Origin of the sequence: Candidatus Merdisoma sp. JLR.KK006, assembly GCF_036941035.1 — a bacterium.
Taxonomy (GTDB): Bacteria; Bacillota; Clostridia; order Lachnospirales; family Lachnospiraceae; genus Laedolimicola.
The window spans coordinates 1-19,032 of record NZ_JAYMNS010000011.1; the positions used below are offsets into that span (position 1 = coordinate 1).

Below are 19,032 nucleotides of genomic sequence, written 5' to 3' on the forward strand. Positions count from 1 at the left end.
CTCGTGTTATCTCAACAATTCAGCTTAAATATATTACCACAATTTCCAAAGCTTGTCAATAACAATTTTTAAGCTTAACGGAGAAGGAGGGATTTGAACCCTCGCGCCGCTATTAACGACCTACTCCCTTTCCAGGGGAGCCCCTTCGGCCAGCTTGGGTACTTCTCCAAGATGCTCGATTTCCAAAATCGAATTCTATATTCTATAGTGGCAATAAACGGAGAGGATGGGATTCGAACCCATGCGCCCTTTCGGACAAACGGTTTTCAAGACCGCCTCGTTATGACCACTTCGATACCTCTCCACACTCTGACTTACATACCGCCTTTGCGTGGCGACAATTCGTATTTTAACACCTTTATTTTCCTGTGTCAACAGCTTTTTTTAGGATTTTTGAATTTTTAAACATCTTTCATTCTGCCGCTATTAACTGCCATTTTCAGGCGGACGACAATATCGTCAACAGAAGCAGTCAAATATTTCAATAAGTCATTGTTATCTTCATAATATTTCTCCACAAGGGCTTTCGTAATCTCAATCAACCGATTTTTTATATGCTCTCTGTCAAATTGGAAAAGTACCTTTTGTATCTGCTTATAATTACTTTCGCTAAAGCTTTGTTCTGCTAATGATTTCCCGGCCAAAACATGATAGATAATATCCATGTATACAATTTCGCAGATATTTTCTACCATATCCTGATATTGACAATGATAGCTGCGGAGTATGTCTATCACATAATCTTCCGAAAATCGGCTCAAAAATATCTTCTCTGTACGAATGCATGTTATAAATTCATATACTTTATCAATACCGCTGTATGGGGACAAATCTTTTAATACCGGATAATCCAGTGTCAGAATTGTATTCTGAGGTTCAAATTCAACATTATACCATTTAAAAAATTCCGGTATGCCTTTTACAACCGTATCATATAGACAATGATTTCCGTAGCCTGTAAATCCTTTCAAAACATCATTATATATATCCAATGCCGATTTAACTTTTCTTACCACACTCTTATATCCGATTTCATATGCCTGCTGTGCTGACATTTTTTCTATCTGAATCATAGAGTTGCCCTCAGACACACTCATCTCTCCGATGCAATATAAAACGGCTTCCATGAACTGTTCCGCTTTTTCATAAGTAATTGATGTACTTTCATGCCCGGTATATTTTTCAACAAGCTTTGCAATTATGGGCAGTAATTCTTCCATTTCATAAGTCATCGGCAGTTACCTCCAGCAAAGTTCTTTTAATGTCTCAAGATACAATTCATAATCCCATCTGTTTACCTCATCAAATTTTGAATATTCTCCATATCCATCCGTTCTCCTAAACCCACTATATCCCGCCCGAATAGCCCGTGCAAAGTTATTAAGGCAAGTCCCTGCCAGGTATTCCAAATCGCCAAAACAAACCGTCTCAAATTGCTCTTTCATAAAATGCAGAAGTTCATCATCGGTAATCTCATCAAGCATTTCGTTTTTATATAGATAGAATATTTCCTGGAGCTGTATAATCGTGTCCGTATAATTGTTCTGATCTATATAAGCGGAGTCGCAAAATTCATAGACAATCTTCCCTGCTATTCCAGGGCCAAATTCCACTCGTCTTTGTTCTCGAAGAGTGTTGTTTCGTTCTGCCACGATTAGCTTTGCATCCTGCTCACTTAAAGCTATCCCATATTTTGCTGTTGTCTGATTTGTTTCCATTATTTCTTTGATCTGATTTTGTTGCTGCAATAAAGCGAGCCAATTATCATCCATAAAGTATTCCTCCATGTTTATGTTGGATTATGAATATAATATGTCTATTTCCCTATCGGGTGGACATCCGACGCTTCTTGTACGGCAATAGGGAGTACAAGAAGATATTGTGTGAACTGTTACTATAACATAGTGCCGATATGGATACCAGTCTTGAATTTTTCCCATTTTTGTGGTATTATAAGGGCAAGAAAGGAAGCATATTCTTGTATCTGCCTCCTTTTTTATTTATATAATTAATTTTTATATTGAAAGAGAGTTGGTATCGCTCAGTATGCCCTTTATGCTACTGCATTTTCTTCCCACTCTTTTGTAACGCAAAAACACCAGAGACAATTTATTTGGTAGAATTTAATTTCACACATAGATGTTACCTTTTTAATCACAGATAAAGTCAGGAGCTAAAATGCTTTCTAACATCTTTATCATTGTCGTTTTCTTCTAATGAAGTTTCCATATCATCCAGGTCAGTTGACAAATTAAATCTAATAATTATATCCTGATCATAATCCCCAAAATTTCTTCCAAAGATATTAAACCCACCAGTTCCCTGTGTTTCAATCTTCACATCGAAGTCATCTTTCTCGTTTACTTCTATGGACTCTATATTGACATCTGACACTTTCTCTGCATTGAGAAATGTTCCCTCCTTAGTAATACAGCAAGTAACAAGATTTCCAAATTGGGTGTTACTCAGGCTCCACCAACGAGGTGTAAATATTCCATAACGTCCGCCATAATCCCCTTGGGCCACCCAGGTTCCAACGAATTTTCCATTTACATAATAATCAATATTAGACACAAAATTATTATTATATCCGGGGAATTCAGAGCATATCTCAAGACTTATGGAAACCGATTGAATATTGCGTCTCTGATTCATCAGTTTTACCACCCTGTATTTCAAAAATCCTTTTCTGAGCCATATTAAACAGGCATTAATTCTATCCGGCGAAGCAAAGCACTCTTCATTATCCAACTCGCCTATAAAATTCCTGTTTCCAACCAAGCCGCAGGATGGCACTGCATGGTATTCACAATAACCGCCAATCGGAATGTTGTACGTAATTGCGTTTTCCCGTTCCTTTTGGAAGGTTTTCTTTCCATTCAACTCTAACACAAGGGTTTTATAGGGTATAGAACATACCTTTTTTCTCCCATCTATATCTGTTCTTACAAGGCCCGCCTCTTCTAGCTTTCGCACGGCAGATATTGCGGAAGAAACCGGGATATTCATGGCACTGGAAATTTCTGTCACATTCATATTCTTTTTTGATAGCATATTGATAATATCAAGTCTTGTTTGCGATGCCAGAGCGCTCGCTACAGCCTTGATATTTCCCTTGCTTATAATCATGTCATTCGTATCCATTTATTCATCCATCAATCCTAAATGTATAATTTTTTCATCAAAATGATATCACAAATGTGTAAATAATGCAAATTACGATTCTTATCATATATTTTGAATCAAAAAACAAGAGGAACCGATGGTCTAACTTTTCTCCTCTTAGACCACCGGTTTATTCACTCCAAGTCATTCCCAAAACAACTGAAGCCCAAACGCTATGTTTTTTAGCTTTCCTTTCCTGCATTGGCTGCCGCCTCAAGCTGTCTCTTCGCCTCCAGCTTTCTTTTATAAGTATCAAAAAGAACCGCAACCAAAATAACTACACCTTTTGCAATTGTTTGATAATAATATTGCGCTTTCATAAGATTCAGACCATTATTCATAATACCTATTATAAGAGCGCCAAGAATTGTTCCCGCCACCGAACCAATTCCACCAGTCATAGAAGTTCCTCCTATAACCGTAGCGGCAATCGCATTCAATTCGTAGCCATCACCGGCATTCGGCTGACCAGAATACATTCTCGCTGCAAGGATCACTCCTGCAAGGCCCGCCAAAGTGCCCGAAAGCACATAGGCTAAAGTTTCAACTTTCTTTGTATTGATGCCTGCATAAACAGCACAGTCCTGATTACCTCCAATAGCATATACATATTTTCCAAATACGGTTTTTGTCAGGAGAAATAGTACCAACAGAAAAACTATCAGCATAATTACAACCGGAACAGGAATAAAGGAAATATATCCATTTCCAAAAAACGTAAACGAATCCTCATTACATGTAATAGGACTGCCCTTTGTCAGAACATAGGCTAAACCATTACAAATACTCTGCGAGCAAAACGTAATTACAAATGCTGCAATTCCCGTATTTGATATCAGAATGCCATTAAATGCCCCCGAAATCACACCAACCGCCACGCCTGCAAGCATCGCAATGTAAATATCACCTCCGCCGCTTATAATCTTAGCCGTCAGCACTCCGGAAAGACATATAACAGCGCCAACAGAAAGATCGATTCCTCCTAAAAGTATGCAATATGTCATTCCAAAAGCAATGATTGCATTTACGGAAATCTGTCTTAAGACATTAATAATATTACTTGTCGTCAAAAATTTGTCACTAACAACAGTCATAAATACAATAATAACAACAAGAAATGCATACACCCCAAGATATTTAGAAAAGTATTTAACCACAGGATTTTCTTTAAATTTTATCTTACTACTCATTGCTATCCTTTCCTCCCAGCGCAAATTCCATGATTCTGTCTTGTGTCATATCCTCTTGCCTATCAATTATTTTAACAATCTCGCCATCATTCATAATGCATACCCTATGACAGAGATTAATGATTTCCGGCAATTCCGATGAAACGCAGATAATACTCATCCCTTCAGCCGCCAGGTTTGATATGATTTTATATATTTCCGCCTTTGCGCCAACATCAATGCCTCGTGTAGGTTCATCAAGAATAAGGATCTGAGGATTCACGGAGAGGGCTTTTGACAAAACTACTTTCTGCTGGTTCCCTCCTGACAGGTTCCCTGCAAACTGGCTAAATGACGGTGTTTTAATGGAAAATTTTTCTTTATAGTATCTAAGTATTTCCATCTGCTTATTACTATCCAGACGCCCTAATTTAATAAGCTTATCAAAGATGCATACTGATACATTAAAGGTTATATCCTGAATCAATATCAAGCCGTTTCTCTTGCGTTCTTCTGGAACAAGAGAAATATTATTGGAAAGAGCATCTTTTGGTGAACGAATAGCCAATCGTTCTCCATTCATCTCGATCGTACCTTTAAAAACAGTATCCACTCCAAAAATACCATCCATCAATTCCGTGCGCCCTGCCCCTACAAGTCCAAAGAATCCAAGAATCTCCCCCTTTTTTACGTCAAATGAAACATTCTTTACTTTACCGGTATTCAACCCATCTACCCGAAACACAACTTCCGTTCCGCAAGGCCGTTTTTTGGGGTACATATCCGCAATTTCACGTCCTACCATCATATTAATAATACGTGTTCGGCTGACATCCTTGTAATCCATTGTCGCAATCCATTGTCCATCTCTGAGAACCGTCACTCTATCTGCAATAGTTTCCAGTTCCTCAAGCCGATGTGAAATATAAATAATGCCTACACCCCGCTCTTTCAAGGTGTAGATAGTATTAAACAGCGCATTTACTTCATTATCAGAAAGGGATGATGTAGGTTCATCCATAACAATGATCTTCGCTCCATATGACACCGCTTTAGCAATTTCTATCATTTGTCTCTTTCCTGTTGACAGCGAGACTGTCATGTCCAAAGGATCAATATCAAGATTGAGACTCTTAAGTACATCTTCGGCATATCGCATCATTGCTTTTTCATTACAAACACCAAATTTTACAATTTCACGCCCCAGAAGTATATTCTCATAAACTTTCATGTTTTGAGCAAGACACAATTCCTGATGTACGACACTAATGCCATAGCTTTTAGATTCCTGAATTGTCATCCCTTTTATCGTCTGGCCTTCTATTTCAATCACTCCGGAATCCGGTTGGTAATTTCCGCCCAAAATCTTTATTAAGGTTGATTTCCCAGCTCCATTTTCCCCAAGAAGCGCATGTACCTCTCCCTCCCGCAAGTCAAAGCTGACATTTTGCAGCGCTTTAACTCCCGGGAAGCTTTTCGAAATATTCTTTGCACTAAACAATAATTTTTCTGCCACGTCTGTCTCCTCCGTGCAATTAATCCATTTCCAGCATAATCTTCATGAATTTTTCTTTCTTATTCACTGCAAGATCAAACGCCTCCATCAGATCATCGAACTTAAATGTATGCGTTATCATCCCCTCTGTTCGAATTTCATTCCTGCCCATAAAATCAATAACTTCCTTATAATCCTGCGCATCATACATATTGGAACCAAGCAGGGAAAGCTCATGTTCCCCCAAATACGGAAGCTTCTCTACATGGCATCCTTCATTTTGGATACCAATCATAACAATCGTTGTTCCTCTCCTGGCGATAGAAATAATTTGATCCAGCACAGCTCCTTTTCCACCGACACATTCAAAAAACTTATCAATCCTATGAGTATCACCGCAAAGCCGTGTAAGCCCTTCTTCCAGAGACTCTTTACTTTGATTAATGATTCCATCAGCCCCCAACGACAATGCCAGTTCTAACCGTTCAGCATCCACATCCGTAATAAACACTCTTTTTGCTCCTCTGGCTTTGCATGCCTGCATTGCAAAAATCCCTATGGTCCCCGCACCGAAAACAAGCGCATAATCATCCCGGGTAATATTCGCTCTCACAGCGCCATGATAGCCAACTGCTGCCGGTTCCACCATTGCCGCACTCTCAAAGCTCATTGTATCCGCTATAGGAAAAATCATGTGACGATCCAGGGCAATATATTCACAATGCGCCCCGTCAGCCTGTCCTCCTATGCATTTTACAGTTTCGCAAAGATTACTTCTGTTTTCTCTACACCGGTCACACTCACCACAGGTAAGATGGGGAAGCACTGTAACCCTGTCTCCCACCGACAGGTCAGTGATTCCCTCTCCCAATTCTGCAATTATCCCCGAAAACTCATGCCCCATAACCACCGGCGGTGGGCAGAAAGGATGCATTCCCTTAAACGTAGTAGGATCCGAACCGCAGATACCACATCTCAATACCTTTAATAATACCTGTCCCTTTTTCGGAACAGGAATTTCACTGGTTTCAAAACGAATAACATAGGGCTCTGTAAATCTGGCCATCCTCATCTGATTCTTTTCCATTTTTATCCCTTCTTTCAAATACTGTTTGCATCGAAAGTATCCAAATCAACAACCACCTTATGGAGATTCGAGGCAAGAGCAGCTGTCTGTAATTTATGTGCCAATTGCGTCTGTTCCGGAAGAAAACACTTAAAATCAACTGTTTCCCCATCCAGCTCCCTAAAGAATGCCACCCACATCTGTTGAACAGTATCCGGGAAACAAAACTCAAATATAGAACCGGTAATTGTAGAGTACGCAGGCTTATACCCTATATTCACACGGCACCAAGCCTGTTCCTTTCCAAAATTCTCCGTATACCAGAAGCCATTTGCATCATCTGTGCTGAATTTGACACTGCAGCCAACTCCATACACTTCTATATACCAGCTATTTGTACATCCGGGCGCCATTCGCTTGGTTTCATAAAACACCGGGAATTCCTCGCCTTTTTCATTTACTGAATCACAGATTAAGGTTGCATTATCCCACGTCAGGCAAGGCGCCATCCCACCCTTTCCGTCCGGTCTTTCCTTAATAATATTGGAAAGCTGTGCATATAACGTTTTGGGAATAAAACCAAGGTTAAAGGGCACATGCATCGTATGTATGCCAAGATCTCCCATGCAGCCATATTCTCCATTTATAGAAATCGTCCGCTTCCAGTTAATTGGTTTTGATAAATCCAAATCCGAACTATGCCGGAATCCTGAATGTACTTCAATTATCTTCCCAACCTTTCCGGATTTCACCCACCGAATCAATTCCTGGCACGCCGGATAATATGGATGCTGGCTGCAACACCTGACAAATACATCCGGATTATTTTTAATCGCCTTCATAATCTTTGCATTTGCCTGGTAATCCATACCGAATGGTTTTTCACCCATCATATGTTTCTTTGCATTTATAATGTCGCAGTAAACCTGAGCATGCAAATTATGGGGAATTGCTACATAAATAACATCCACATCATCTTTTTCAAGCAATTCTTTGTAATCAGTTACCGAATATTTTAATTCCGGAAGTTTTTCAAACCATTTCCTTGCCTCCGGATTCGGATCACCGATCCCCACAACTCTGGGAGTTGGTGTTTCTGCCGTCACATGGCACCATCTGGCAACAGCACTTGCAAATTCTTTCCCCATCAGACCGCCGCCAATTATTCCTACATTGTAAAATTCTTTTTTCATGTATTTCCTCCAAATATATTTCATTAAACAGTATCAGTTAAGCAAAACCAAATTAATAAATTGTATGTCCGCCATCAATAACGATCACATGCCCCGTCGTATAGGAAGACGCATCAGACGCAAGATAAATACAGGCTCCTGCAAGTTCTTCCGGCTGAGCCGGCCGGCCAAGGGGTGTCCAGTCAAAAATCTCTTTAACATAATCTGCCATACTCGGATCTTTAAACATCCAATCGGTCTGATCTGTCACCGTTACTCCAGGCGCTATGCCGTTTACCCGAATGCCATGAGGCGCCCACTCTGCAGCCAATGCTTTTGTAACGGCCGCAACGCCTGCTTTCGCAGCATAATAATTTGTTTGTGCCGAATGCCAATTGCATATGTAGGCAGACATCGAAACGGTATTAATGATATTTCCAAACCCCTGCTTTATCATTACCTTGCCCGCTGCCTGTGACATAAAGAACACCCCAGAAAGATTGATATCAATAACATCCTGCCAGTCCTTTACACTCATCTCCGCAGATGACCTGGGACGTCCAATCCCTGCATATTGACTACATAGGTCTCACAGCTAATATGTATCATTTTTCCATTATGGTACCCGGAGACAGTAATCAGATGAGTCTGGCCATTCGATACCTAGCCTCCATAGACGAGGCCGGAGGTATCGCCGTCGGAAGATCCACTCTTCCTGTTATAAAAAAAGAAGATGGAAGTATTTTTTATGACGAAAACTTTGTCTTTGAGTATGGCAAAGCCGATTGGATTCGTCAGGGCGGAAATATAACTATTATTACCTATGGAACATTACTTCATACAGCCGTCGAAGTGTCCGACAAGCTCCGCACGGAAGGAATCAACTGCAATGTATTAAATATATGCTGTCCTTTAAAGCTTGACGAAAACGCTATCAAAAATGCTGCTTCATTTGGTCCTGTTATTATTTTTGAGGATCATAATGCCAGAACAGGTCTTGGCTCTCTAATTGCCCTATTTATGAGCAAGAACAATATTCATACATCGATGATTGAAATGGGCCTGCACGAATACGGAGGTTCAGCAAGCGCTTCCGACTTGTACCATTTGTATCATTTAGATGCCAATGCTCTGACATCTAAGATCAAAGAGATTCTATAATTCAAAGAATGGAGAAACTTTTATGAGTTTAATGGGAATTGATATTGGAACTAATAGTTGTAAAGCTGTCGTTTTTTCAGTTGAAGGAAAGCCCCTTGCCAGCGCATCACACTCTTACAAAACATACAGTCCCAAGCCAGACTATGTAGAAATTGATGCAAATCTTTTTTGGGATGCTGTTATTAAATCTGTTCGGGAGGTCGCCAGTAAAGTAACTGCAGATCCAGTTTCGGCATTAGCATTTTGTTCTCAGGGAGAAACGATGATTGCAGTTGACAAATATGCCAATCCAATCCGCCCCGCTTTCATGAACGCAGATAACCGGGGGGTAAAGGAAATAAAAGAATTGGTATCACAAATCAGCCGGGAAGATTTATACCAGATAACAGGCGAGCCTGTTCATACCATGTTTGGTATATCCGAAATCATGTGGTTTAAAAAGAATGAACCGGATCTGTATGCTCAAACCTACAAGATAGTAAGCTGTGAAGATTTTATGATGATGAAGCTTGGCTTTGATCCCCTCTGCAATTACTCAAATTGCTGCCGAACCTTCATGCTTGATATCAGAAAGCACGACTGGTCAGACGAAATTCTAAGTGTAGCAGGGATATGCAGGGAAAAACTGGGAACCCCCATTTCATCCGGACAATTTATTGGATATCTTAGCAAATCCTCTGCCGAATTACTTGGACTTAATCAGAATGTCGCAGTTGTCTCCGGTGGGCACGACTGCCCTCTTGCAGCCTTTGGTTCGGGAGCTATCAGTTCAAATGTTGCCGCCGACCAGGCAGGCACTTATGAAGGTGTGACTATGGCCGCTTCCACTCCTAACACAAGCAAAGAGGCACTGGCTGTAAATATTAACACTTATTGCCATGTCCTTAAGGACAAATATATATCCCTCGTTCTCTTTCCGGCGGGATTTTCAACTGCATGGTACTTATCCGAATTTGCCGCAGCGGATTACATAGAAGCAGAAAAAGAAAGGATATCCGTTTATAAATATCTGGAACAAAAAGTTCAGGAGTTGGGGACAGCGCCAACTGGTATCTTTTTTATGCCACACTTTGTCGGTGCATGTAATCCTTATAATGATGTGCGGTCAACAGGCACCATCATTGGCCTCACCTCTTATGCCTCCCGCCACAAAATCTACAAATCTATATATGAGGGAATCGCTTATGAATTCAAGGCCGTAACCGCACTCCTTAATGAATATGTTGGTAATTTTGAAGATGTTTATATAAACGGGGGCGGCAGCAAACATAATTTTTCTTTAGCACTCAGAGCTGCTCTGTCCGGAAAAATAATGCACCGGATGCAATGTGATGAAGCCGGATGTCTTGGAGCTGCCATGCTCGCCGGCATGGCAACAGGCGTTTACAAGAATGCCGAGGATGCAGTCAAACAGGCAGTCCATGTTATTGATAAGGTTGAGCCCAATCCGCTTCTTGCCAAAAAATATGCAGCCAGCTATAACCTGTATCAAAATATTTATCCGTCTCTTGAAAAAATACGTGAGTTAAGGTCAACTATTTAAAGTAATATTCGGATCTCTTTATCATTCAAATGTTATCAAACCAGCCAAAAAGCATATAGAAGCCAAAAATACACAGCCAAACATCTTACAGCATTTGTAAAACGAACAAGCACTCAAGCTTAGCTTATTGTCTATAAGGATAGATTTCAAAAACTACAATGGGGCAAGATTAAGCAACGTTAATCCTGCCCCATCGTCTGTAAAATTCGAATAAATACGTCAACACTTATATCCGGCTCACTATTTGCAAAAATTATCTCCGCCTCCGTAAAAACGTCTCCGCAATCTCCAGATCCTCCGGCGTCGTAATCTTGATATTTTCGTAGGATCCCTCTACTAATTTTACTTTCACATCCGTAAAGCTCTCCACAATCATCGCATCATCCGTCATATCCGTACGGCCGCTCTCCATTGCTGCCTGATAAGCTCTGTAAATCAGATGAAAATCAAAGACCTGCGGCGTCTGAATCCCCCAAACTCTGTTTCGTGGCGGAGTGCTGTTCACAAAATCATCTTCATCCGCTAGCTTAATGGTCTCTTTCACAGGCATAGCCGCTACACAGGCGCCATAAATCTCTGTGGCCTCCAAGGTTCGGGCAATCATTTCATCATCCACAAAAGGGCGTACTCCGTCATGAATGAACACAATTCCCTCCCGATCTGCTTTTGTCATATCCTCCTCAATCACCTGCAGCCCATTCCACACGGAAGTATAGCGCTCCGCTCCGCCTGCGGCAATGGTATCTACCTTGGATAAATTGTATTTATGTACAAGCTCATTTCTGCACCATGCCATCTGTTCCGATCCGGTAACCAAAATGATGCTGTCAATCAGGGGGGAATTTTGAAAAGCAGCCAGGGTATGATAGATAATGGGTTTTCCCATAAGTTCCAGATATTGCTTTTGCACATTGCCGCCCATACGTTTTCCCTGACCAGCCGCTAACACAATTGCTGTACAGCGTTTTTTTAATTTGTCCGCTTTTTCCATCTACCGTTCTCCCAGCTTCAAATTGGGAACCGCATTCAGATCCAGGCCATGCCGTACCCCTTTTTGATATTCATAGTAAGCAGCCGCCCCAATCATAGCGGCATTATCCGTACACAGAATTGGTGAGGGATGATAAAAGCGAATCCCCTGCTTTTCACAGGCTTCGGCAAAGGCTGCACGCAGAGTGGAATTCGATGCCACTCCGCCGGCAATTGCGAGCTTATCTCCGCCAATATCTTTCATAGCCATCATTGCATGTTCTACCAGCACATCGCAAACCGCTTTCTGAAAGGATGCCGCTACATCTGCCCGATTTACTGATTCCCCTTTCATCTGACAGCTATTCAGATAATTGAGCACCGCTGACTTTACACCGCTGAAGCTAAAGTCATAAGGCGAATCCGCAATTTTTGCCCTTGGAAATGATATGGCTTCCGGATTCCCCTCCTTAGAAAGCTTATCAATCTTCGGCCCGCCCGGATATCCCAGGCCGATCGCTCTCGCCACCTTGTCAAAGGCTTCCCCCGCCGCATCATCTCGGGTTCGTCCCAAAATTTCATATACTCCATAGTCCTTTACCCGAACCAGATGGGTATGCCCTCCGGATACCACCAGACAGATAAAAGGCGGCTCCAGGTCAGGATTTTCAATATAATTAGCAGAAATATGGCCCTCAATATGATGAACTCCCACCAGGGGCAGCTTCCTGGCATAGCTGATGGCCTTGGCCTCAGCCACCCCCACCAGAAGAGCTCCCACCAATCCCGGTCCATAAGTTACGCCGATGGCATCCAGATCATCCAGGGTGACCTGTGCCTGATCCAAGGCTTCCTGAATCACCTGATTGATTTTCTCAATATGCTTCCTGGATGCAATCTCCGGCACCACGCCGCCGTAAAGCTTATGAAGCTCAATCTGTGAGGAAATCACATTGGACAGCACACAGCGGCCATTCTTCACTACCGAAGCGGCCGTTTCATCACAGGAGCTCTCAATTGCCAGAATATAAATATCTTTTTGTTCGCTCATATCAATCTCCATTCCACCCTGCGTAAACTCTTTCTTACAACTCCGCTCTGCTTATGCAGGGGGATATAAATTATCGCCGTTTTCTTTACTCTTCCTCAAAATCCAGCTCTATGGATTTCCGATCCTTTCCCGCTTCCGCCTTTGGAAAAATCCGGCGCACCTCATCCATATATTCCTCCGGCCGGTTAAGGGACGGGCTGTAATGGGTCAGCCAGAGAGCCTTTACTTCTGCTTCTCTTGCCAATTTTGCCGCCTCGTAAAAGGTCATATGCTTATACGCCGCTGCCTTGGCTTCCTTTCCCTTTTCCCCGTACATGCCCTCGCAGATAAAGAGATCCGCATGCTTTGCATTGGCCGCAATGGATGGAGTGGGGCGGGTGTCGGTACAATACACCAGCTTGATTCCCTTTCTGGGGGCGCCCATTACCATGTCCGGTGTGTAGACCGTCCCATCCTCTCCGGTAACATTCTCACCCTTTTGCAGCTTATTCCAGAAATGCTTGGGAATCTGACGCTCTATGGCCTGTTCCAACTGAAACTTTCCGGCACGGTCGATCTCCAGGGAATAGCCATAGCAGGTAATGTTGTGATTTACCCGAAATGCCTTTATGCGGTATCCGCCTAAGCACAGCTCTTCTTCCGCCTGAGTAAGCTCAATAAATTGAATAGGAAATGGCAGCTCCGGAGCAATGACCCGCAGGGCATTTACCACTCTCTCCAGACCCTTTGGTCCAATCAGCGTCAGGGGCTCCGTGCGTTCCGCATTTCCCATGGTTAATAGGAGCCCCGGCAGGCCGCTGATGTGATCCCCATGAAAATGGGTGAAGCAGATAATATCAATGGGTTTAAAGCTCCATCCCTTTTCTTTTATGGCTATCTGGGTGCCCTCTCCGCAATCAATTAAAAGGCTGCTTCCGTTGTATCTGGTCATTAATGCTGTAAGCCAGCGGTATGGGAGCGGCATCATTCCGCCGCTTCCCAGCAAACATACATCTAACATTTCTTTTCTCCATTTTTTCGATAACGTACGGGGCTGTTGCAAAATAAGACATCCGTCATTTCCAATATCCTATGTTCGGACGTTTCATGTACATCAGTCTGCCTCTGTCGAACATTGCTTTAAATGCCTAGTCAGGCGTTGCCTGATATGGAATTCGAGCAATGTTCGCCAGATTCAGACCGCTGTACACGAAAAGCCGGACACTGGATATTGGAAAAGCCTGCTGCCTTATTTTGCAACAGCCCCTGGATTTGGCATATTTTAATTTATACTAACTCTATTACTTCTGCTTTTGTAGGCGGAATGCGGAATTGTTCCGTCATGCGGTCGTAGCATTCTTCGCACAAATCAAAGCTGTCTACTTCGCCGTCCTTGCCGGACATGTATTCCCATACCTGCTGCACCTGGAGTACCCCCTCCATAGGCATTCCATGTTTGACGGCAATGATCTTGCCGCATCCGTTGCAGATGATCCTCTCCAAAGTTTTTGTTTCTTGTTTTTTATATTCACGCATATTACTTGTCCTCCCTATCTGTCCCGAATGCTCTCTTAAGCTTAGATATTGCAGGCTTTTAAGAGCGTTTATTTGTCTGCTGCAACTCTATTTTACATAAGATTTTTACGTACAGATAGTGGGAATTGCTTACAGCCACAAGTTTCCTTAATTTGCCCATGTTTCAGGCATAAAGGGATACCTTATATTTCCCAATGCCGCCACATAATCATGGCATCTTCTTTTGGTTTTTCATAAAAATTTTTACGAATGCCAAAGGAGGTGAATCCCATCTTTTCATATAAATGTATGGCTGCCTGGTTGCTTACACGCACTTCCAGAGTGTAGGCGAAAGCCCCTTGCTCTTTTCCGATACGCATCAATTCCTCCAAAAGCCTCCTGCCGATTCCATGGCCCCGAAGCTGCCTTTTTACTGCTATGTTGGTTATCTCCGCTTCCTCAAGGCTCTGGTAACAACCGCAGTAACCTGCTATCTCACCATCCAGTTCCGCCACCAGAAACAGGGTATGATAATAGGAAATGCTCTCTTCAAAGGCTTTCTTTGACCATGGCATGGAAAATGTCTCTTCTTCTATGGCGTATACCTGTGGAATGTCCTTTTGTTCCATCTGGCGGATGATTAGCTTACTCATGGTTTTTTGCTTCCTTTTCCGCTCTCTCCCGCTCTGCCTGAGGCAGCCGCAGATAATCGGGACTATGCTCCATCGCCGTTTCTGTCCGTCCTTCCCGGACATACTGAATGGCAAGCATTCCTACGGCCCCTGCCCGCTGACGGCTTAAATGGGCCGGGGCAAAGGAGAACCTCTGTCCTGCCATCAGTACCTCTGTCAGACAATGCCTGTATACGGGTACCCCGTCTCCAAGGAATACAACTTCCCGTCCCAGGGCACAGAGCTTTTCCGCTATTTCCTTGATACTTACTGCCATCTGAGGCTCCAGAACATGCAGACGGTTATTTTTGAATTCATAAATCCCTGTGTAGACCTGATTTCTTCTGGCATCCATTAAGGGACAGATGATTCGGTCTGTTCCATACAGGTTGTAAGCCAGTGCATCTACGGTTGGAATGTGTACCAGGGGCTTATCAAGTGCAAGTCCCAGCCCTTTGGCTGTAGCCGATCCAATTCGAAGTCCTGTAAAGGAGCCTGGGCCGGCCGCCACCGCAATGGCATCTAAGGTGTTCAGATCCAGCTCTGTCATAGAAGCAATTTCATCCAGCATAGGGAGAAGCGTTTGGGAATGTGTTTTTTTATAGTTGACTGTGTACTCTGCAAGAAGATTGCTGTTTACACCGTCATCCTCCACCACAGCCACGGACGCCACAAGGCCCGAGCTGTCCAGCGCTAATACTTTCATTCCGTCCCCTCCACTGTAATCTTCCGATAATCAAAGCCCCGATTCAAATCTTTTTCTATGGTTATGGCAAACCGTTCCCCCGGCAGGATTTCTTCAATCAGGTTGGCCCACTCGATGAGACAGACTCCTTTTCCGTAAAAGTAATCCTCGTACCCGATCTCTTCCATCTCGTCTATATTGCCGATGCGGTATACGTCAAAATGGTAAAAAGGCAGGCGGCCATCCTCATATTCCTGAATAATAGTGAAAGTCGGACTGTTTACCGGCTCATCGATACCAAGACCTTTCGCAAAGCCTTGCGTAAATGCAGTTTTGCCTACCCCCAGGTCACCGGTCAGGGTATAGATGCTTCCCGGCTTCGCTTTGGCTGCTAACCGTTCACCTAATGTTCGGGTTTCCTGTTCTGAAAATGTTTCTATGATCATGTATGTGCTCCGTGATTTTTAGTATGAAAGATGCGGTATTAGTATAGCATATTTGATTTAAAAGGAAAAGACAATTCCTGCTGCTGCCGCCGCAACGATAAACGCTATGGGGTGTACCCTGGGGAATTTCTTTTTAAAAGCAAGCAAGACCACCAGAAGCAAAATGCATTTCCAGTTAAAAAATTCCGCAGCTCCTCCACTTATCCCTGCCTCTGCCCGGAGTAATGTAGATATGAACAGGTTCAGGCAGGCGGCAGCAATAAAAGCCACTACTGCCGGTTTAAGGCCCGCAAAAATCATTTGTACAATTTTTGCATTTTTGAATTTCTGGAAGTAGTTTGCTATGATGCAGATGACAACAATACTGGGAGCTACCAGACCCAATGTGGCAAACACTGCTCCCCCTGCTCCCGCTACGGTATAGCCTACATAGGTTGCCATATTGATTCCAATGGGACCCGGAGTGGATTCGGATACGGCTATCATGGTTGACAGGGTATCCATGGTGAACCAGCCGTATTTTACTCCCATTTCATTAAGAAAAGGAATGGTTGCAAGACCGCCTCCCACGGCAAATAAGCCTGTTTTCATAAATTCCAGGATTAACAGCCATATTTTATTCATCCTTTAAGCCACCCCGCTTTGCTTAAGATTACACCGAGTATTCCTGCCAGAATTACCAGCCATACGGTCGATATGCCGGTCAAAAGGGACAGGATGAGCGCTAATGCAAATATACAGAATGCCGCTATATTTTTGATGCTTTTTTTCCACAGGTTGGCGATGGCCTGAATCATCAGCATACAGACGGCTACGTTGATACCCATCAACGCATGCTGCACCACCTCAAGCTCTGCAAAATTGGATATCAGGGAAGCGATGAGGCCTATGATGATTACGGACGGGCTCACTACACCAAGTGTAGCTACGATTCCTCCAAGGATTCCCTTTTGATAATATCCTACAAAGGTAGCCGTATTGACTGCTATGATTCCCGGTGTGCATTGCCCAATGGCATAATAGTCCATGATTTCATCCTCAGTGGCCCAATGATACTTTTCGATAACCTCTTTTTGTATCATAGGCAGCATGGCATAGCCGCCGCCAAAGGTAAAAAGGCCCATTTTAAACCATGCCGTGTAAAGCTGCAGCAATACTTTCATGACTTTTTCCTCTTTCTTCCATTTTATAATTGGTTTTATATAGATTATTTATCTTTCAAAGCCTCCAGCAATTCCTGCGCAGTCCTGTGATAAACAGGATGCCGTACATAAGGGGCAATCTGGCAAAGGGGCTCCAGCACAAAATCACGTTTGTACATCTCAATATGGGGAATATGAAGCTCTTCCTCGTCCAGAATCAGATCATCATAGAGCAGAATATCCAGATCTAAGGTCCGTGGCCCCCAATGAATCACTCTCTCCCGTTTTGCTTCCTTTTCAATCTCGTGAAGCCGTTCCAAAAGCTCATGAGGTGTCAGAAGCGTACGCAGCTTCATGGCGCCATTCAGAAATTCATCCTGATCCACTACGCCGTAGGGTTCTGTGGTCAGATAATCGGATACCGCCAGAACCTGACAGCCCTTTGTCTTTTGCAGGCCCGCCACTCCCATATCCAAATGGGCTTTTTTGTCTCCCATATTGGAGCCCAGGGCAATATAAGCCGTGTGCCAGCTCCGTTCAATCTCAACGGAAACCGTCTCTAAGGGCAATCCTACGGGCGCCCAGGGCTTTTTTATCTCCAGGCGGATACGCTCCAGATGCTCTGTCTGAAGCAGCAGCTCTTCCGCCAGTTTTTCCGCCGCTGTCTCCAAAAGCTTATAGGTATGTTCTTTCAGAAATCTGCAGATAAAGTGGCTGACTTCTCCGTAATGAATAGATTTCGTCAGATCATCCTTTTGTCCCGCTTCCCGGGTGGAGGTATAAAGAGTTGCTGAAACTACAAACTTCTGCCCCAGAACATTTTCCTCCGGGAATACACCGTGCTTTGCAAATATCTCCAGATTTTTAATGTGTATCTGATCCATATTATGATTCATTCCTTTCACTTTGCTCATGTACAAAGTTATATAAAATATAATATTTACGCAGATCAGTATTCTAAAATTCCTCCGATCCTGCCGCCAAAATCACCTTTGTCATTTGAATGGCCCGCTTGTTGGCTTTTACATCGTGTACCCGTACAAAGGAATACTTTTTCATTACGGCCATAACTGTGGTTACCAGGGTTCCTTCCTCCCGCTGAGCTGCCGGTAAATCCAGAGTTAAACCGATAACGGATTTTCTTGAGGTTCCCAGAAGCATGGGATAGCCAAGGGAATGAAAACGCTCCATATAATGAATAGTTTCCAGATTCATTTCGTAGGTTTTGCCAAAACCTACTCCCGGATCCAGAATGATCTTATCATCCGGGATGCCTGCTGCTCTGGCAATTGCCACACATTCCTTTGTCTCCCGCAGCATCTCACGATAAAAATGATTGTACTCGGCTTTTTCCTTATTGTGCATCAGACAGCAGGCCACTCCCGATTGGGCGATTAATCCCGCCATCTTGGAATCATATTTCAGTCCCCATATGTCGTTGACCAGATCGGCCCCTGCCTTGATTGCCGCCTCTGCCACACGATATTTGTAGGTATCTATGGAAACGGGTACATCAATTCGAGTCTTTACCGCTTCAATAATGGGGACTACACGACTGATTTCTTCCTCCTCCGTAATCTGCTCATGTCCGGGACGGGTGGATTCACCGCCGATATCTATGATATCGGCTCCGTCCTTCACCATCTGCTCCGCATGGCTTAGTGCCTTATCAAACTCATTCCACTGTCCGCCGTCTGAAAAGGAATCCGGAGTTACATTCAGGATTCCCATAATATAGGTTTGATCTGCCGTATCAAATATTCTATTTCCAATTTTCATGTATTTGTTCCTTTCCGTCCTTTT

The 19,032-nt window shown here is 43.2% G+C and carries 20 protein-coding genes, 2 tRNA genes and 1 pseudogene; 2 read left to right on the forward strand and 21 right to left on the reverse strand.

Annotated elements, in window-relative coordinates; genetic code table 11:
• Positions 1–78: 78 nt before the first annotated feature.
• The 10 genes and pseudogenes from VSQ61_RS10475 to VSQ61_RS10520 form a co-directional block, all read right to left on the reverse strand.
• Positions 79–168, reverse strand: a tRNA-Ser gene (locus VSQ61_RS10475).
• A 50-nt stretch (positions 169–218) separates the two neighbouring features.
• Positions 219–304, reverse strand: a tRNA-Ser gene (locus VSQ61_RS10480).
• Between the two features lie 97 nt (positions 305–401).
• Positions 402–1,232 carry a DUF6179 domain-containing protein gene (locus VSQ61_RS10485; protein ID WP_334344378.1) on the reverse strand — a complete coding sequence of 277 codons (831 nt, stop codon included), beginning with the start codon at positions 1,230–1,232 and terminating at the stop codon, positions 402–404.
• A gap of 6 nt (positions 1,233–1,238) precedes the next feature.
• Positions 1,239–1,772, reverse strand: coding sequence for a DUF6323 family protein (locus VSQ61_RS10490; RefSeq protein WP_334344379.1), 534 nt, complete (start codon positions 1,770–1,772; stop codon positions 1,239–1,241).
• Positions 1,773–2,166: 394 nt separating this feature from the next.
• Positions 2,167–3,129, reverse strand: a complete 963-nt coding sequence (locus tag VSQ61_RS10495) for an ArsR/SmtB family transcription factor (RefSeq protein WP_334344380.1) — start codon at positions 3,127–3,129, stop codon at positions 2,167–2,169.
• Between the two features lie 218 nt (positions 3,130–3,347).
• Positions 3,348–4,355 carry an ABC transporter permease gene (locus VSQ61_RS10500; protein WP_334344381.1) on the reverse strand — a complete coding sequence of 336 codons (1,008 nt, stop codon included), beginning with the start codon at positions 4,353–4,355 and terminating at the stop codon, positions 3,348–3,350.
• Positions 4,348–5,850 (reverse strand): sugar ABC transporter ATP-binding protein, encoded by a 1,503-nt coding sequence (locus tag VSQ61_RS10505; RefSeq protein ID WP_334344382.1) that lies wholly within the window; start codon positions 5,848–5,850, stop codon positions 4,348–4,350. The genes VSQ61_RS10500 and VSQ61_RS10505 overlap by 8 nt, the downstream gene beginning before the upstream one ends.
• Positions 5,851–5,869: 19 nt before the next feature.
• Entirely contained in the window at positions 5,870–6,916 is a 1,047-nt protein-coding gene (locus tag VSQ61_RS10510) for a zinc-dependent alcohol dehydrogenase (protein ID WP_334344383.1), read from the reverse strand.
• A 14-nt stretch (positions 6,917–6,930) separates the two neighbouring features.
• Positions 6,931–8,088: a Gfo/Idh/MocA family protein gene (locus VSQ61_RS10515; RefSeq protein WP_334344384.1), complete on the reverse strand. Its 1,158-nt coding sequence runs from the start codon at positions 8,086–8,088 to the stop codon at positions 6,931–6,933.
• A gap of 52 nt (positions 8,089–8,140) precedes the next feature.
• Positions 8,141–8,635: pseudogene (locus tag VSQ61_RS10520) on the reverse strand (SDR family NAD(P)-dependent oxidoreductase); the annotation flags it as partial.
• A 74-nt stretch (positions 8,636–8,709) separates the two neighbouring features.
• Between VSQ61_RS10520 and VSQ61_RS10525 the strand changes: the two are divergent.
• Positions 8,710–9,228, forward strand: a complete 519-nt coding sequence (locus VSQ61_RS10525; RefSeq protein ID WP_334344385.1) for a transketolase C-terminal domain-containing protein — start codon at positions 8,710–8,712, stop codon at positions 9,226–9,228.
• 22 nt (positions 9,229–9,250) lie between these two features.
• Positions 9,251–10,771 (forward strand): FGGY-family carbohydrate kinase, encoded by a 1,521-nt coding sequence (locus VSQ61_RS10530; RefSeq protein ID WP_334344386.1) that lies wholly within the window; start codon positions 9,251–9,253, stop codon positions 10,769–10,771.
• Between the two features lie 253 nt (positions 10,772–11,024).
• Here VSQ61_RS10530 and ispD read toward each other — a convergent pair whose 3' ends face one another.
• The 11 genes from ispD to folP form a co-directional block, all read right to left on the reverse strand.
• Positions 11,025–11,762, reverse strand: coding sequence for a 2-C-methyl-D-erythritol 4-phosphate cytidylyltransferase (gene ispD, locus VSQ61_RS10535; RefSeq protein WP_334344387.1), 738 nt, complete (start codon positions 11,760–11,762; stop codon positions 11,025–11,027).
• Positions 11,763–12,791 carry a tRNA (adenosine(37)-N6)-threonylcarbamoyltransferase complex transferase subunit TsaD gene (tsaD, locus tag VSQ61_RS10540; protein WP_334344388.1) on the reverse strand — a complete coding sequence of 343 codons (1,029 nt, stop codon included), beginning with the start codon at positions 12,789–12,791 and terminating at the stop codon, positions 11,763–11,765.
• An 85-nt stretch (positions 12,792–12,876) separates the two neighbouring features.
• Positions 12,877–13,791, reverse strand: coding sequence for a ribonuclease Z (locus VSQ61_RS10545; RefSeq protein WP_334344389.1), 915 nt, complete (start codon positions 13,789–13,791; stop codon positions 12,877–12,879).
• 266 nt (positions 13,792–14,057) lie between these two features.
• A complete protein-coding gene (locus tag VSQ61_RS10550; protein ID WP_334344390.1) occupies positions 14,058–14,306 on the reverse strand; it encodes a hypothetical protein in 249 nt (82 codons plus the stop codon).
• 182 nt (positions 14,307–14,488) lie between these two features.
• Positions 14,489–14,938 carry a ribosomal protein S18-alanine N-acetyltransferase gene (rimI, locus tag VSQ61_RS10555; protein ID WP_334344391.1) on the reverse strand — a complete coding sequence of 150 codons (450 nt, stop codon included), beginning with the start codon at positions 14,936–14,938 and terminating at the stop codon, positions 14,489–14,491.
• Positions 14,931–15,662, reverse strand: a complete 732-nt coding sequence (tsaB, locus tag VSQ61_RS10560) for a tRNA (adenosine(37)-N6)-threonylcarbamoyltransferase complex dimerization subunit type 1 TsaB (RefSeq protein ID WP_334344392.1) — start codon at positions 15,660–15,662, stop codon at positions 14,931–14,933. Before tsaB ends, rimI begins: the two co-directional genes overlap by 8 nt.
• A complete protein-coding gene (gene tsaE, locus VSQ61_RS10565) occupies positions 15,659–16,087 on the reverse strand; it encodes a tRNA (adenosine(37)-N6)-threonylcarbamoyltransferase complex ATPase subunit type 1 TsaE (RefSeq protein WP_334344393.1) in 429 nt (142 codons plus the stop codon). The genes tsaB and tsaE overlap by 4 nt, the downstream gene beginning before the upstream one ends.
• Before the next feature lie 57 nt (positions 16,088–16,144).
• The gene (locus VSQ61_RS10570) at positions 16,145–16,711 is read right to left on the reverse strand and encodes a chromate transporter (protein ID WP_334344394.1); all 567 of its coding nucleotides are present in this window, start codon (positions 16,709–16,711) and stop codon (positions 16,145–16,147) included.
• A complete protein-coding gene (locus VSQ61_RS10575; RefSeq protein ID WP_334344395.1) occupies positions 16,708–17,250 on the reverse strand; it encodes a chromate transporter in 543 nt (180 codons plus the stop codon). Before VSQ61_RS10575 ends, VSQ61_RS10570 begins: the two co-directional genes overlap by 4 nt.
• Positions 17,251–17,294: 44 nt before the next feature.
• Complete coding sequence (folK, locus tag VSQ61_RS10580) at positions 17,295–18,113, reverse strand: 2-amino-4-hydroxy-6-hydroxymethyldihydropteridine diphosphokinase (protein ID WP_334344396.1); 819 nt, start codon at positions 18,111–18,113, stop codon at positions 17,295–17,297.
• Between the two features lie 73 nt (positions 18,114–18,186).
• Positions 18,187–19,008, reverse strand: coding sequence for a dihydropteroate synthase (gene folP / locus VSQ61_RS10585; RefSeq protein WP_334344397.1), 822 nt, complete (start codon positions 19,006–19,008; stop codon positions 18,187–18,189).
• Between the last annotated feature and the right edge of the window lie 24 nt (positions 19,009–19,032).